At 70.1% G+C, this 13,837-nt stretch carries 15 protein-coding genes and 1 tRNA gene; 8 read left to right on the top strand and 8 right to left on the bottom strand.

What is annotated here, in order from left to right; translation table 11 throughout:
* Positions 1-17: 17 nt before the first annotated feature.
* A complete protein-coding gene (locus C3481_RS05275) occupies positions 18-1,037 on the bottom strand; it encodes an HNH endonuclease signature motif containing protein (protein WP_103842025.1) in 1,020 nt (339 codons plus the stop codon).
* Positions 1,038-1,668: 631 nt separating this feature from the next.
* Here C3481_RS05275 and C3481_RS05270 point away from each other — a divergent pair.
* The 6 genes from C3481_RS05270 to C3481_RS05245 all read left to right on the top strand — a co-directional run bounded on the left by C3481_RS05270 (position 1,669) and on the right by C3481_RS05245 (position 5,660).
* Positions 1,669-1,741, top strand: a tRNA-Trp gene (locus C3481_RS05270).
* A gap of 44 nt (positions 1,742-1,785) precedes the next feature.
* Positions 1,786-2,043 (top strand): preprotein translocase subunit SecE, encoded by a 258-nt coding sequence (secE, locus tag C3481_RS05265; RefSeq protein ID WP_023952054.1) that lies wholly within the window; start codon positions 1,786-1,788, stop codon positions 2,041-2,043.
* A gap of 74 nt (positions 2,044-2,117) precedes the next feature.
* On the top strand, positions 2,118-3,179 hold the full coding sequence (nusG, locus tag C3481_RS05260) for a transcription termination/antitermination protein NusG (protein ID WP_023952052.1): 1,062 nt from the start codon (positions 2,118-2,120) through the stop codon (positions 3,177-3,179).
* Between the two features lie 216 nt (positions 3,180-3,395).
* A complete protein-coding gene (gene rplK / locus C3481_RS05255) occupies positions 3,396-3,827 on the top strand; it encodes a 50S ribosomal protein L11 (protein ID WP_023952050.1) in 432 nt (143 codons plus the stop codon).
* A gap of 13 nt (positions 3,828-3,840) precedes the next feature.
* Positions 3,841-4,530 (top strand): 50S ribosomal protein L1, encoded by a 690-nt coding sequence (gene rplA, locus C3481_RS05250; protein ID WP_023952048.1) that lies wholly within the window; start codon positions 3,841-3,843, stop codon positions 4,528-4,530.
* Between the two features lie 86 nt (positions 4,531-4,616).
* A complete protein-coding gene (locus C3481_RS05245) occupies positions 4,617-5,660 on the top strand; it encodes a nitronate monooxygenase family protein (RefSeq protein ID WP_023952046.1) in 1,044 nt (347 codons plus the stop codon).
* A 41-nt stretch (positions 5,661-5,701) separates the two neighbouring features.
* On the opposite strand, the gene C3481_RS05240 is transcribed toward C3481_RS05245, so the two are convergent.
* Together C3481_RS05240 and C3481_RS05235 are read right to left on the bottom strand one after the other, a co-directional pair.
* Positions 5,702-5,977, bottom strand: coding sequence for an acylphosphatase (locus tag C3481_RS05240; RefSeq protein WP_103841067.1), 276 nt, complete (start codon positions 5,975-5,977; stop codon positions 5,702-5,704).
* Positions 5,978-5,991: 14 nt separating this feature from the next.
* Positions 5,992-6,609, bottom strand: a complete 618-nt coding sequence (locus tag C3481_RS05235; RefSeq protein WP_103841065.1) for a LysE/ArgO family amino acid transporter — start codon at positions 6,607-6,609, stop codon at positions 5,992-5,994.
* Between the two features lie 71 nt (positions 6,610-6,680).
* Between C3481_RS05235 and C3481_RS05230 the strand changes: the two genes are divergently transcribed.
* Positions 6,681-7,574 carry a LysR family transcriptional regulator ArgP gene (locus tag C3481_RS05230; RefSeq protein WP_103841063.1) on the top strand — a complete coding sequence of 298 codons (894 nt, stop codon included), beginning with the start codon at positions 6,681-6,683 and terminating at the stop codon, positions 7,572-7,574.
* A 121-nt stretch (positions 7,575-7,695) separates the two neighbouring features.
* Here C3481_RS05230 and C3481_RS05225 read toward each other — a convergent pair whose 3' ends face one another.
* The 3 genes from C3481_RS05225 to C3481_RS05215 all read right to left on the bottom strand — a co-directional run bounded on the left by C3481_RS05225 (position 7,696) and on the right by C3481_RS05215 (position 11,111).
* Complete coding sequence (locus C3481_RS05225) at positions 7,696-8,724, bottom strand: NADP-dependent oxidoreductase (protein ID WP_103841061.1); 1,029 nt, start codon at positions 8,722-8,724, stop codon at positions 7,696-7,698.
* A 151-nt stretch (positions 8,725-8,875) separates the two neighbouring features.
* Positions 8,876-9,394: a MarR family winged helix-turn-helix transcriptional regulator gene (locus C3481_RS05220; protein ID WP_023952037.1), complete on the bottom strand. Its 519-nt coding sequence runs from the start codon at positions 9,392-9,394 to the stop codon at positions 8,876-8,878.
* Positions 9,395-9,404: 10 nt separating this feature from the next.
* Complete coding sequence (locus C3481_RS05215) at positions 9,405-11,111, bottom strand: MDR family MFS transporter (RefSeq protein ID WP_258039016.1); 1,707 nt, start codon at positions 11,109-11,111, stop codon at positions 9,405-9,407.
* A 189-nt stretch (positions 11,112-11,300) separates the two neighbouring features.
* On the opposite strand from C3481_RS05215, the gene C3481_RS05210 reads away from it, so the two are divergent.
* Entirely contained in the window at positions 11,301-11,813 is a 513-nt protein-coding gene (locus tag C3481_RS05210; protein ID WP_023952035.1) for a 2'-5' RNA ligase family protein, read from the top strand.
* Positions 11,814-11,862: 49 nt separating this feature from the next.
* Here the strand turns inward: C3481_RS05210 and C3481_RS05205 are convergent, their stop codons facing one another.
* Complete coding sequence (locus C3481_RS05205; RefSeq protein WP_064955975.1) at positions 11,863-12,522, bottom strand: YqaJ viral recombinase family protein; 660 nt, start codon at positions 12,520-12,522, stop codon at positions 11,863-11,865.
* Between the two features lie 149 nt (positions 12,523-12,671).
* On the bottom strand, positions 12,672-13,646 hold the full coding sequence (locus C3481_RS05200; RefSeq protein WP_146053619.1) for a hypothetical protein: 975 nt from the start codon (positions 13,644-13,646) through the stop codon (positions 12,672-12,674).
* Positions 13,647-13,837 lie beyond the last annotated feature (191 nt).

Below are 13,837 nucleotides of genomic sequence, written 5' to 3'. Positions count from 1 at the left end.
GTCGCGACCCCCGGGGTTCAGAACGGCGGTGGCCCGCCGGGTGGCTTGCCTGCTCCGGCGCGGGAGCGCGGCGGGTCGGCTGTGTCGATAGTGAAGCAGACGGAGGGTATGGGTACGTCTTCGCGGTAGGCCCGTCCGAGGGGTGAGGTCCATTCCAGGACTCCGCCGCCGAGCTGCCGGACTTCCCATTTCGTGAATTGCTTCATGGAGTGGTGTCGTTGGCAGAGGTGGGCGAGGTTGAAGATGTGGGTGTGCCCGCCGAGGGCGTGATCGATGGTGTGGTCGATCTCACACCGGATGGCGGCGCGTCGGCATCCGGGGAACCGGCAGTGCTGGTCCCGGGCCATCAGGAGTTTCTTCATCGATGCGGTGGGCCGGTACGTGTCGATCTCGACCGGGGTCCTGGTGACGGGGTCGATGAACAGCCGGTCCCATTCGCTGACCTGCCCGGCGAGCTGTCGTGCCGTGTCGGAGTCGATCAGCCCGGCGCCCACAGCTTCGGCGGGGTTGTCATCGCGCCCCATCAGCGTCTCGGCGGTGACGGCGACTTGCACGCGTGCCCGGATGGCACCGAGTCCACCGGCACGGTCGGTGCCGTAGGTCGGGTCGACCACCGGCGCTCCGCCGAGGACGAGGTCGCCGAGGATGTCGGCCCGCAGCTGGTCCATCGTCCGGACGTCCGGTGCGGCATCCGTTCCCGCCGGGCTGGCAACCGCGTCAGCGTGCACTCCGACAGCCCCGGCGGCATCCGCACCGTCAGCGCCCTCAACCCGGGCGTCCTTGACGGACTGTCCCATCTGCGTGAGCCGGTCGAGCATCCCTGCGGCGATGACCGTCGGGATGTTGGCGACGAGGTTCGACATCCCATCGGACCCGTGGAACACGCGCACGCATCGTTCCGCCGCCGCCGTCTTGTGCCGCTCCGTGAACGTCTGCGGGTGAAGCTGGGCCGCCAACGCGTCCAGCGCAGCCCGCACCCGGGACGGCACATCCCGCTCGCACACCGCGATCGCCGCTTCCGCGAACGAATCGCGCACCTCGTCCGGCACCCCCGCACGACCACATCCACGTGTCCGCGTTCAATCCGCCGCTGCACCCACGCGTCGAACACAGCCGGGTAGTCGTCGATCACGGCCATCGCGTGATCGATTTCGCCCTGCAGCCGCCGATCCGTCAGCCGCGCCATCCCGGCCGCTTCGGCCGCGACCGACCGCAGCTCCATGTCCGACGCCATGCCTCGCACGCCGTCACGACGCGCCTCACGCAACGCCGACCACCCCAGCTCCGCCAACGCCCGAACCCGCGCCACATCAGACGCATGAGCCAGATCGAGCGCCTCCGCGAACACCGAGAACGCGTCGGCGTGCGGCGACCCACCCGAGGCGCCCTCGCCTCCGAGCCCATGGTCGCCGTTCGATGTCATGTTCCCATCATGGCAGCGGGTTACGACATTCACATCGAATGCAGTTTCGCCTGTGCGCAACGGGCTCCGTATCTCTCCAGTGGAGGAGTCCGTGCCGAATCCGCGCCGACGTTCGCGACCCCGGCAGTCATGACGTACACTGAGAGGAGCAGTCGAAATCTGCATTCTTTCGCCATGCCCAAGCGTCGAAGACTCGGCGGCTGTGGAGGAATGCGGGCGTAGACCCCGGGGTCCGAAGGATCTCTAGGGCGGTAGCTCAATTGGCAGAGCAGCGGTCTCCAAAACCGCAGGTTGCAGGTTCGATTCCTGTCCGCCCTGCGCGTCGGCGTCAGCCGGCACACGGAAGGTATCAGGTGGGTTCGATGGTCCAAGAGGGTGGCGAAGTCGTCGCCGCAGGTGGCGCGCCCCGCGAGAAGAGGCCGAACATCTTCGCGCGGATCATCATCTTCATCCGCCAGGTGTTCGCCGAACTCCGCAAGGTCGTCACCCCGACCCGCCAGGAGCTCGTGAAGTTCACGGCAGTGGTCCTCGGATTCGTCGTCGTCATGATGGCGCTCGTCTACGGCCTCGACGTCCTGTTCGTCTGGATCACCACCGTCGTCTTCGGCGTCCCGGGCTGATCGACGGGCCCAGCCCGCACGACCCGCGAATGCCTGCCGCGCAGGCATCCCGACAACCGATGGAAGAGAACGCAGTGTCAGAACGCATCCCCGACGACGTCGATTGGGCTACGGCCGCCGAGCAGTCCAGCGAGGACGACGAAGCCCAGGAGGGCAACGTGCTGGCCGGTCAGGAGCGTGCCTCCGACGCAGCCGAGCACACCGCCGTCCACGTCGTGGACGATGAGGCCGAGCAGGACGACACCGACCTCGACGGTGTGGAGATCGACGACCCCGAGGCCGACGCTGTCGTCAACGACGCGCTCGAGATCGACGAGACCGCCGAGGCCGAGGCTGCTGCGGAGGTGCTGACCGACTCCCTCGAGGAGGAGATCGCCGAGCAGGCCGCTGAGGCCGCCGACGAGGTCGAGCCCTACGACGGTCCCGAGCCCGACGTCGAGGTCTCCGAGGAAGCCGTCGACTACCTCTCGGAGTTCGAGGCCGCCGCCGGCATCGAGATCTCCGTCGGCGACGACGAAGACCCGTACGAGGCGTTCCGGACCGAGCTGCGCATGCTGCCGGGCAAGTGGTACGTCATCCACTCCTACGCCGGCTTCGAGCGCAAGGTGAAGGCCAACATCGAGCAGCGCAAGTCGACGCTCGAGGTCGAAGAGGACATCTACCAGGTCGAGGTCCCGATGGAGGACGTCGTCGAGATCAAGAACGGTCAGCGCAAGATGGTCACGCGCGTCCGGATCCCCGGCTACGTGCTCGTCCGCATGGAGCTCACCGAAGACACCTGGTCGGTCGTCCGCCACACCCCCGGTGTCACGGGCTTCGTGGGCAACGCCCACAACCCCACGCCGCTGCGCTTCGACGAGGCGTTCAACATGCTGAAGTCGCTCGTCGAGGTCAAGGAGGCGGCCCCCGCCAAGGCCGGCGCCGCGAAGGGCGTCGCCGCCCCCACGCGCAGCGTCGTCACCGAGGTCGACTTCGAGATCGGCGAGACCATCACCATCAAGGAGGGCTCGTTCGCCGGCCTTCCCGGCTCGATCAGCGAGATCAAGCCCGAGAGCGGCAAGCTCACGGTACTGGTGTCGCTCTTCGAGCGCGAGACGCCCGTCGAGCTCTCGTTCGACCAGGTCACCAAGCAGTAACGCGACCCCGCGTCGACGAGCGCCCCTCCGCCGCACGGTGGCCGGGGCGCTTCGTCGTCTCGTGGCCAGGATCGCCGACGTCCGCCCTGCTGAGGATGCGGTAAGCTTGGGGAGTTTGCGGGCGCCTGCGCGCCCGCGCGACACAACCGCCGTTCGGAGATGCCGGGCGTGCGGGAGAGGGATGCCGCCGGCATCCGCTCGACGAAAGGAAAACGAATGGCACCGAAGAAGAAGGTGACCGGCCTGATCAAGCTCCAGATCAACGCCGGAGCAGCCAACCCGGCGCCGCCGATCGGCCCCGCGCTCGGTCAGCATGGCGTCAACATCATGGAGTTCTGCAAGGCGTACAACGCCGCGACCGAGTCGCAGCGCGGCAACGTCATCCCCGTGGAGATCACCGTCTACGAGGACCGCAGCTTCACCTTCATCCTGAAGACCCCGCCCGCCGCGGAGCTCATCAAGAAGGCCGCCGGAGTCGCCAAGGGCTCGGCCACGCCTCACACGACCAAGGTCGCGAAGCTCACGAAGGACCAGGTCCGTGAGATCGCTGAGGCCAAGATGCCCGACCTGAACGCCAACGACATCGAGGCCGCCTCGCTGATCATCGCCGGCACCGCCCGTTCCATGGGCATCACGGTCGAGAGCTGAGGGGGAGAACACAATGGCTAAGTCCAAGGTTTACGAAGCAGCCGCGGCGAAGATCGATCGCGACAAGTTCTACAGCTCCTCCGAGGCCGTCGCTCTCGCGAAGGACACCGGTTCGAAGAAGTTCGACTCGACCGTCGAGGTCGCGCTGAAGCTCGCTGTCGACCCGCGCAAGGCGGACCAGATGGTCCGCGGCACGGTCATCCTGCCCCACGGCACGGGTAAGACCGCTCGCGTCATCGTGTTCGCGACGGGCCCGGCCGCCGAGGCCGCCATCGCCGCGGGTGCCGACGAGGTCGGCGGCGCCGAGCTCATCGAGAAGGTCGCGGGCGGCTGGACCGCTTTCGACTCGGCCGTCTCGACGCCCGAGCTCATGGGTCAGGTCGGACGTCTGGGTAAGGTCCTCGGTCCCCGTGGCCTCATGCCCAACCCCAAGACCGGCACCGTGACCCCCAACCCGGCCAAGGCCGTCGAGGAGATCAAGGGCGGAAAGATCGAGTTCCGTGTCGACAAGCACGCCAACGTGCACTTCGTCGTCGGCAAGGCGTCGTTCTCGGCCGAGCAGCTCGAAGAGAACTTCAACGCGGCGGTCGAGGAGATCGTCCGCCTGAAGCCCTCGAGCGCCAAGGGCCGCTACATCCAGAAGGGCGCCGTGTCGACCACGTTCGGCCCCGGCATCCCGCTGGACGTCAACGCGCTCGTCTGATCGCGCTTCGCACGAACGGGGTCTCGCCTTCAGGTGAGGCCCCGTTCGTCGTTCCGGCCTCGCGCGCAACGCGCTAGCGTCGGCTCATGCGGCGTTCCCTCACCGATCTGCTCGGAATCGACCTGCCCATCGTGCTCGGCCCCTTCGGGGGCCTGTCGTCGGCGGAGCTGACCGCCACGGTGAGCGAGGGCGGCGGGCTCGGATCGTTCGGCCTCTACGGTTACGACGGCACGCGGATCCGCGAGACCGTCGCGTCGATACGAGAGCGCACGGCTCGCCCCTTCGCACTCAACCTCTGGCTGCCGCTCGGCGACGAGGTCACCCCGGACCGCGTGGACGCCGCGCCCTCGCGCGACGCGCTGCGACCGCTCTACACCGCCGCGGGCGCGGCCGTCCCCGAGCTGCCAGAACGCTTCCTGCCGCCGCTCGAGGAACAGCTCGCAGCCGTCTGGGAGGCGCGACCGGCGGTGCTCAGCGTGGTCTTCGGGGTGCCGGCACCGAGCGTCGTCGCCGATGCGCATCGGCTCGGCATCCGCGTGATGGGCACCGCCACGACCGTCGCCGAGGCGCGTGCGCTCGAGGCCGGCGGTGTCGACGTCATCGTCGCGAGCGGCGCCGAGGCCGCGGGCCACCGCGTGTCGTTCCTCGCGGCCCCGGAGGATTCCCTCGTGGGGACCTTCGCTCTCACGCCCCAGGTCGCGGATGCCGTCTCCGTGCCGGTGGTCGCCGCGGGCGGCGTCGCCGATCGGCGGGGCGTCGCTGCCGCGCTCGCCCTCGGGGCCGCGGGGGTGCAGGTGGGGACAGCGTTCCTGCGGACGCGGCAGTCGGCCGCATCCGACGGCCATCGCGCCGCGATCGCCGGTGCCGACGACACCTCGACGGTGCTCACGCGTGCGATGAGCGGGCGCCTCGCGCGAGGCATCCCGAATCGCGCCCTGCGCCACATCGAGGCGAGCGGGGTGATCGCTCCCTTCCCTGCGCAGAACTGGCTGACGGGAGTCTTCCGTGCCGCAGCCGGCGGAGATCCTGAGCTGTCATCGCTGTGGGCGGGGCAGGCGGCGGGTCTCGCCCGCCGGGATGACGCGGCGGAGGTGCTGCGCGAGCTCGCGGCCGGGCTGCCGGACTGCTGACGCACGGCCGGCACCGCGGCAACGCGGCGGCGCGGCTGCGGTCAGTGGGTGTCGCGCACCTCGAAGCCCGTCGAGCCGACGCGCTGCGCGTCGGTCACCCGGGCCACGCCGACCCGGGCTCCGGGAGGGCCCTCCGCCATCCAGGCGAGGACCGCGTCGACAGCATCATCCGTGCCCTCCAGGACGGCCTCGACCGAACCGTCGGTCCGGTTGCGCACCCAGCCCGCCACTGCGCGCCGGTCGGCTTCCAGCAGCAGGCTGTAGCGGTACCCGACGCCCTGAACGCGGCCTTCGACGATCACGCGAACGCTTCGCATCCCCTCATCCTGCCTCACGGCCAGACAAGGCTCACGGCGAGGAGGATCATGACGACGGCGACGAAACCGTCGAGCACCCGCCACGCCCGCGGGGTCGCGAGCACCCGGCCGAGAAGCCGCGCGCCGAAGGCGAGCGCGAAGAACCAGAGGACGCTCGCCGCCACCGCCCCGACGGCGAACCAGACCCGGTCGTCGCCGTGGGTGGCGGCGATGCTCCCGAGCAGGAAGACGGTGTCGAGGTAGACGTGCGGATTCAGCCAGGTCAGCGCGAGGCACGTGAGCACGACGGTGGTGCGGCGTGCCGGCGCCGGCCGTTCGGTCGCCGCGTGCGCGTCGAGGGCTTGTCCGCTCGGACGCCAGGCGCGGCGGGCAGCCAGGAGGCCGTAGGCGAGAAGGAACGCCGCACCGGCCCACCGGACGACGGGTACGAACCACGGCATGCCTTCCACCAGGAGGCCGAGGCCGGTCACCCCCGCGCCGATCAGCACGGCGTCGGATACGGCGCAGATGGTTGCGACGAGCAGGACGTGTTCCCGCCGGATGCCCTGCCGCAGCACGAACAGGTTCTGCGCGCCGATGGCGACGATGAGCGACAGGCCGAGGCCGAGGCCCGAGAAGGAAGCGGAGAGCACGAGTCGACGCTAGGGTCGGCGGACGCTACAGTCCAGTTCATGGAACTTCACTTGGTGAAGCGCAGCTGAAGATGCGTGTGCCCGTCGATCTGGTCGAGACGCTCGCGGTGATCCTCGACGAGGGGAGCCTGGACGCCGCCGCGCGCCGGCTGCACATCACGCCGTCCGCGGTGAGCCAGCGGATCCGCGCGCTCGAGCGCATCGCCGGGCAGGTGCTGCTCGTGAGGTCGAAACCGGCGCGCGCGACCGAGGCGGCGCACCGCTTCGTGCGCTACGCCCGCCAGCTCGCCCTCCTCGAGCGCGATGCCTTCGATGGGATCGACGACGAGGTGACGAGCGTTCCGCTCGCGGTCAACGCCGACTCGCTCGCGACGTGGTTCCTGCCGCCGCTGGCCCGGGTCGCGTCCGCTCGGGATGTCGTGTTCGACCTGCATCGCGACGACCAGGACTTCACCGCGGGTCTCCTCGAGAGTGGAACGGTCATGGGCGCCGTCACCTCGCGTCGGGCACCGGTGGCGGGATGCCGGGTGTCGGCGCTCGGCGCGCTGCGGTACGAGGCGGTCGCGACGCCCGCTTTCGCGGGTCGATGGTTCGCCGAGGGGGGAGGTGGTGGACCCGATCGCGCCGGCCTCGCGGCAGCGCCCGTCGTGGACTTCGACCGCCGCGACGAGCTGCAGACCCGGTGGCTGCGCGGTGCGGGTGCGGACTCCGCCGCGCCGCCGCGGCACCGCGTGCCGGCCTCGCAGGACTTCGCGACCGCCGTGCTGCTCGGCCTCGGGTGGGCGCTCCTGCCGACGCTGCAGTCGCGCGCCCACGTGGCACGGGGCGAGCTGGTCCGGCTCGGGGGAGAGGACATCGTCGTGCCGCTGTACTGGCAGCAGTGGAACCTCGCCTCCCCGCTCCTCGACGCCGTCGCCGACGAGCTCGTCGCAGAGGCCCGGCGCGTGCTCGAACCCGTCGTCTGACTCGAGCTCGGTTCGCCGAGAGTGCACGCTCGTCGCGAGAGTGTCGCTATGACGGTACGTGGTGGGTGCGCGGGTGCGTGGTCGGTGAAATCTCACCGGGCCCGGCCCGGCAGGGCGGGGCTCAGGTCTCGGCGACCGTGAGGACGACCTTGCCGCGGGAGTGACCCCGCTCGACCTCGACGTGGGCGGCTGCGACATCGGAGAGGTCGTGCACGCTGTCGACGAAGACCTGGATGGCGCCGGAGTCGAGCAACCGCCCGAGGGTCGCCAGCACGCTGCCGTCGGGGATGACCTTGTATCCGGTCGCCCGAACGCCCGCGGCAGCGGCGGCTTCGCCGTACCCCGGCCACCCGCCGGTCGGAACCATCACATACAGACCGCCCGGACGCAGGACCCCGAGCGAGCGGGAGCCGGTGTCGTCGTGCACGTTGCCCACGAGGTCGATGACGACGTCCATCTCGCCGACGACGTTTTCGAAGCGCGTCGTGGCGTAGTCGATCGCGACCGAGGCGCCGAGCTCGCGCAGCCAGGGGAGGTTCCGCTCCGAGCCGGTGGCGGTCACCTGCGCACCGAAGTAGGCGGCCAGCTGCACGGCGAAGTGGCCGACGCCTCCCGACCCGGCGTGGATCAGCATCCGCTGCCCCTCGTGCGCGTGAGCGGTCTCGACGACCAGCCCCCACGCGGTGAGCGCGGCGAGGGGAACCCCCGCAGCTTCGACGTGCGACAGGCTCGCGGGCTTCCGGGCGACGGACAGCGACGGCACGACGACGTACTCGGCGTAGCTGCCGCCCGACCGCGGGAACGGCACCATGCCGAAGACCTCCGTGCCCGGCTGCAGGTCGTGGGTCTCGAACGGGCTCGCGACCACGACGCCGCTGAAGTCGAAGCCGAGCGTGCTCGGCCAGCGATCGATGAGCCCGGCGACCCCGCGTCCCAGCCGCGTCTTGGCGTCGATGGGGTTCACACCGGCGGCCACCACTCGCACCAGCACCTCGCTCAGGGCGGGCGAGGGTACGGGAACATCGGTCACACGGAGAACCTCGGGTGCACCGGGTTCGTCGAACACGACCGCTCGCATGGTCTCGGGCGGCGTCTCGGCCGGCGTCGTCGGCTGGGAGGCGGTTGCTGTGCGCAGCGGCCGGAATCTCATCCGTCGCTCCTTCCTCACGCCGCCGGCGTCGGCGGCGATGATGCTCGGTCGACCTCAGTCAATCGTGACATTGTCTCGACCGTGTTACGGAGCGGTCACCGAGGGGAGAAGCTCGCGCGCGTGCAACGCCGGCCCGCGGAGCCGAGGCGGGTCAGTCGGGCGCCTCGGATGCCGAGAGGGCGTGGAGCAGGCGGGTGAGCTCCCGGATGTCGTCGACGTGCCACGACTCCAGCGCGTTCAGAAGCGAGTTCTCGCGCGGGGCGCGGACGGCGTCGAGCCGTCGGATGCCGTCGGGGGTGGCCGACAGCAGGCTGGACCGGCCGTCGGCGGGGTCGGGCGTGCGCTGCACGAGCTGCAGCTCTTCGAGCTCCCGCACCGTTCGGCTGATCTGACCCTTGTCGGAATGCAGGGTCTCGGCGAGAGCGGAGAGGGTGATCTCGCCGCGGCGTGCGATCGTCGTGAAGACCTTGTATGCGCCGGGAAGCATCCCCGGGCTGAGCCGATCGGCGTTCTCGGCGAAGAGGCGCCGGACGTGCGTGAAAAGCTCGCCGAACTCGAGCTCGAGGGCTCGGACGGCCGCGGTGCGCTCGTCGTCGAAGACCGCGGCCCAGGGGCCGGGAGCCCCGGGGGCGGTGCACCCCCGGGACTCGGCGGACTCTTGCTCGGGCATCCCGATCACCTTAGCGAGCCGAGCGGCGGGTCTCGGCGTCGATCGGCGCATCGCCGTCGGCGGCATCCGTACGGACGGCTCCGGTCGCCGTGAGTGCGCTCATGCCCTCGGGTACCGACACCGTGGCGAAGTCCGCCTCGCCCGCCTGCAGGCGCTCGGTCGTGGTCATCGTGGTCAGCGGCTTGTTCGGCAGGAACACGATCGCGATGAGGCTCAGGACCGCGAACGGCACGGCGATGAGGAACGAGTGCGAGATGCCGGTGGCGTAGATGTCCTCGAAGACGATCCGCAGCGCCTCGGGCATCGCCGAGACCTGGGGGAGCGTCCCCGACTGCAGCTGCGCGGCCCAGGTCGGGGCCTGATCGCCGAGCGACACCAGCGCGGCCTGGATGTCGTCCTTCCGATCGCTGACGAGCGTCGTGACCTGCGAGGCGAGCGCGGCTCCCATGACCGAGACGCCGATCGTGCCGCCGAGGCTCCGGAAGAACGTCACACCCGAGCTCGCGACACCGATCTCGGTGGGGCGAGAGGTGTTCTGCACGACGAGCACGAGGTTCTGCATCGTCATGCCGATGCCCGCACCGAGCATCGCCATGTAGATCGAGACGAGGGTGAAGTCGGTGTCGTAGTGGATCGTGGACAGCAGGCTCGCCCCGCCGATCAGCAGCAGCGCGCCGACGATGAGGAACGGCTTCCAGCGTCCGGTCCGCGTGATGAGCGCGCCCACGCCGATCGAGGCGACGAGAAGTCCGCCGATCATCGGGATGGTCATGAGGCCGGCCTCGGTGGGGGTTGCTCCACGGGCGAGCTGCATGTACTGGCTGAGGAACACCGAGGCGCCGAACATGGCGATGCCCGTCGCGATCGACGCGATCACCGAGAGGGTGAAGGTCAGGTTGCGGAAGAGCGTGAGGGGCACGAGCGGCTCGCGCACCTTGAGCTCGGTGATGACGAAGAGCACCGCGCCGATCAGGGCGCCGCCGACCATCAGCAGCGTCTCGACGCTCATCCACTCGAACGAGTCGCCCGCAAGGGTCACCCAGATGAGCAGGAGGGACACCGACGCCGACAGCAGCACGATGCCGAGGTAGTCGATGCGCGTCTCCTTGCGCGGGTGGGCCGGGATGTGGAGCGTGCGCTGCACGATCAGCAGAGCCGCCACGGCGACGGGAAGCGCGACGAAGAAGTTCCAGCGCCAGCCCCAGGCATCGGTGATGACGCCGCCGAGCAGCGGGCCGCCGATCGTGGCGACGGCCATGACGGCGCCGAAGAGGCCCATGTAGCGACCGCGCTCGCGCGGGCTGATGATGTCGGCCATCAGCACCTGGCTGAGGGCGGCGAGGCCGCCGGCGCCGATGCCCTGCACCGCGCGGAAGGCGATCAGCATCTCGGGGGACTGCGAGAAGCCGGCAGCGGCGGTGGCCAGCACGAAGATGACGATCGCGAGCTGGTAGAGCACCTTGCGGTTGGTGAGGTCGGCGAGCTTGCCCCAGATCGGGGTCGAGATGGCGGTCGTCAGCAGGGTCGCCGTGACGACCCACGTGAAGGCGGCCTGGGTGCCCTCGAGGTCGTGGATGATGACCGGGAGCGACGTCGAGACGACGGTCGAGGCGAGCATCGACACGAACATGCCGAGCAGGAGGCCCGAGAGGGCTTCGAGCACGCCGCGGCGCGACATGTTCTTCCCCTCGGGCGGAGCGGATGCGGGAGCGGACATGGGTCCTCCTGGGATTCGGACGGACGCGGCTGCGCTGGCGCGGATCGTCGGTGGACGGTACTTCGATAGCCGCGGGAGCGGCGTAACTGGTTGACGAAAGTCAACCGTTGAGATCGGTCAACTATATGTTCAATCGTTGAGCTACGTCAACTATTCCCGGTGCGACGCGTGAGGCGGAAGGATGGCGGGATGTTCAGTATCGAGTCGCTTCCGGACGACGTCGTGGATGCCGCCGTCCGGGCGGACTGGCAGCGGCTCATCGACGCCGATCTGCCCAGCGCCGGGCGGCATCCGTCCGACTCGAATCGTCCGCACGTGACGCTCGCCGTTCGAGACGACCTCCCGGAGGATGCGGTGCGCGAGCTCGCGCGAGCGGGTGGCGCGCTGCCGGTGGAGTGCCGGCTCGGGGGAGCGGTCGTCTTCGCCGCGGGCGAGCGGTTCGTCCTGGCTCGGCCCGTCGTCATGAGCGCCGCATTGCTGCGGCTGCACGCCGACATCGTCGACCTCGTCGGACCCCCGCCGGCTCGGTATGCCGTCACGGCGAAGGACCGGTGGACGCCGCACATGACGCTCGCTCGCCGGATGACGGCCGAACAGGTCGGCCGCGCACTCGGCATCGTCGGTGCGTCGACCATCGAGGGTGAGCTGACGGGGCTGCGCCTGTGGGACGCCGAAGCGAAAGTCGTCACGCCGCTGCGGTGACCGCGGGGCGGTGACCGCGGGGCTGTGTGCTCCGGGCGTGCGGGTCGAGTCAGTCGCTCAGGGCGAGGGCGCGGTACGGCTCGCGCGGATGCGCCGCTGCGACGCGGGGCGCCTCGGCCGCGCGTCGCTGCATGGTGCGGCGGTACAGCTCGTCGATGAGCTCGGTGGCGAGGTTCACGAGCAGTCGGATCTCTCGCTCATCGCGGTCGACCCACGCGCAGCGGGGCTCATCGTCGATGGGGACGAAACCGTCGTGCTGCTCCCACACCACGAGCGTGCGCTCGGCGCCGAGGACGTGCTGCTGCCACCACACCTGACGCAGATAGGTGCGAGGGATCGACCGCCAGCTCTTGTTCGTGGTCTTGATCTCAGCGAGGGTGACACGGCCATCGGCATCCACCATCACCCCGTCGGGAGTGGCGAGGTGACGCTTCTCGACCACGGCGTGGAACAGCGCGGAGGAGGGCTGGATGCCGTGCGTCGCGGCGACCCACGCGGCGATCTCCGGCTCGCGGCGGCGGCCGTGGTCGGTGTACGCGTTGCCGGAGAATCCCGAGCCCATGAGCTTGGCGTCGGCTGCGCGCGCGATCGCCTTGGGGCTCGTCAGCGTCGCGACATCCGTTGCCGTGATGCCCCGCGAGCGCGCCCGGATCCACGCCACGCGGTCGCGCGAATCCGCGACGATGCGAGCAGCGAGTTCGGGAGACACGCCTTAGACCCTAACCCCGCCCACCCCACCTCTCTGCCCTTGCCCCTCGGCGTGCCCTCCCCTCGCGTAGGGGTCGAGTGCACGGCATCCCATCCACTGCACGGCATCCGCGCGAGGATGTCTCGTTCACCCGGCGGCAAGCCGTGCACTCAGTGGGGAGGGTGGATGTTGAATGCCCTGAGGTGGGCGGCGAAGGCCGACGGGGAGATGACGTGTCGAGCCTCCCAGCGCACGAGGCGGCGTCCGGTCGTGCCCCGGATCCAGTCTTCGCGGCGCTTCTCCTCGAGGACTGTCCTCTCCGCCGAGCCCGCGGAGCGGAGCTCCGGGTCGAGGTACTTGCCGACGCCGTCGCATTCGCCCCAGGCATCGGCGTCGTCGAGGCCGAAGTCGACGCGGTACCAGCCCGCACCGCGCGGGCCGGCGATCGGCACTTGCAGCCGGACCGACCGGAAGCCGAGCTGGTGCAGCCGGAACCGGCTCACGCTCTCCAGGGTCGACTCGGCCCGGCCGTCGGCGAAGCCCGCCACCCATCGAGCCCGCCTGATCCCTCGCGCCGCCCCCGCCTCGGCGATCCGAGCGGCCATGGCCATCCGCCAGCCGTCGGGAGAGTGGCCCGTGTGGTCGCACCAGATCCGTTCGGCTCGGTCGGCCATGACGAGTGCCGCCTCGGGAGTCATGGTGCGCGCGACGTCGAAGACCGTCCGCGCGAGGGAGGTGCAGCGGATGCCGTTGACCTCGACGACGTCATGCGCATCGAGAGGCGTGCAGTGGCGGAATGTATCGGGACTGCTGGAGACCCGGGCGCCCGGGGCTGTCGTGAGGTGGACGCGGGTCGGCCGGACGCGATAGAGGTCGAGGCCGTGCAGGACCGCGGCGGACTCGTGTGAGACGACCGCGTGGCCTCGGACCTCGTGCGCGACCGCCATGACATGGAGCAGGTGCGCGTCTTCGGTGTAGAGCTCGTCGAACGCGGCGCGGTCGACGTACCAGCCGCGTCGCACGTGCACCCGGACACCGTCGCGCACAGAACGGTCGATCGAGCGTTCGCTCTCACCGGCTTCAAGCAGGTCGCGTCGGCGGTGGAGCAATGCCCGCACCTCATCCGGTCCTCGTCGTCTGCGCATCCCGCCCATGCTCACCCCCCACCCCCCACCACCCCCATTCCCCCCACCCATGTGTGGACACCCCCACCCCACCCCCCACATGTGCAGAACCCGCGGCCGGCGCCGAGTGAACGAGCTCGCGCCGAGTGCACGGGCACCCTGCGTTGCGGTGCCGTGCAGTGGGCGGGATGCCGTGCACTCGGCGCGGGGCG

Origin of the sequence: Microbacterium sp. Ru50, from assembly GCF_002920555.1 — a bacterium.
GTDB lineage: Bacteria > Actinomycetota > Actinomycetes > Actinomycetales > Microbacteriaceae > Microbacterium > Microbacterium arborescens.
Note: the sequence above shows the minus strand (reverse complement) of the source record. Positions and strands in the feature narration are given on the sequence as shown.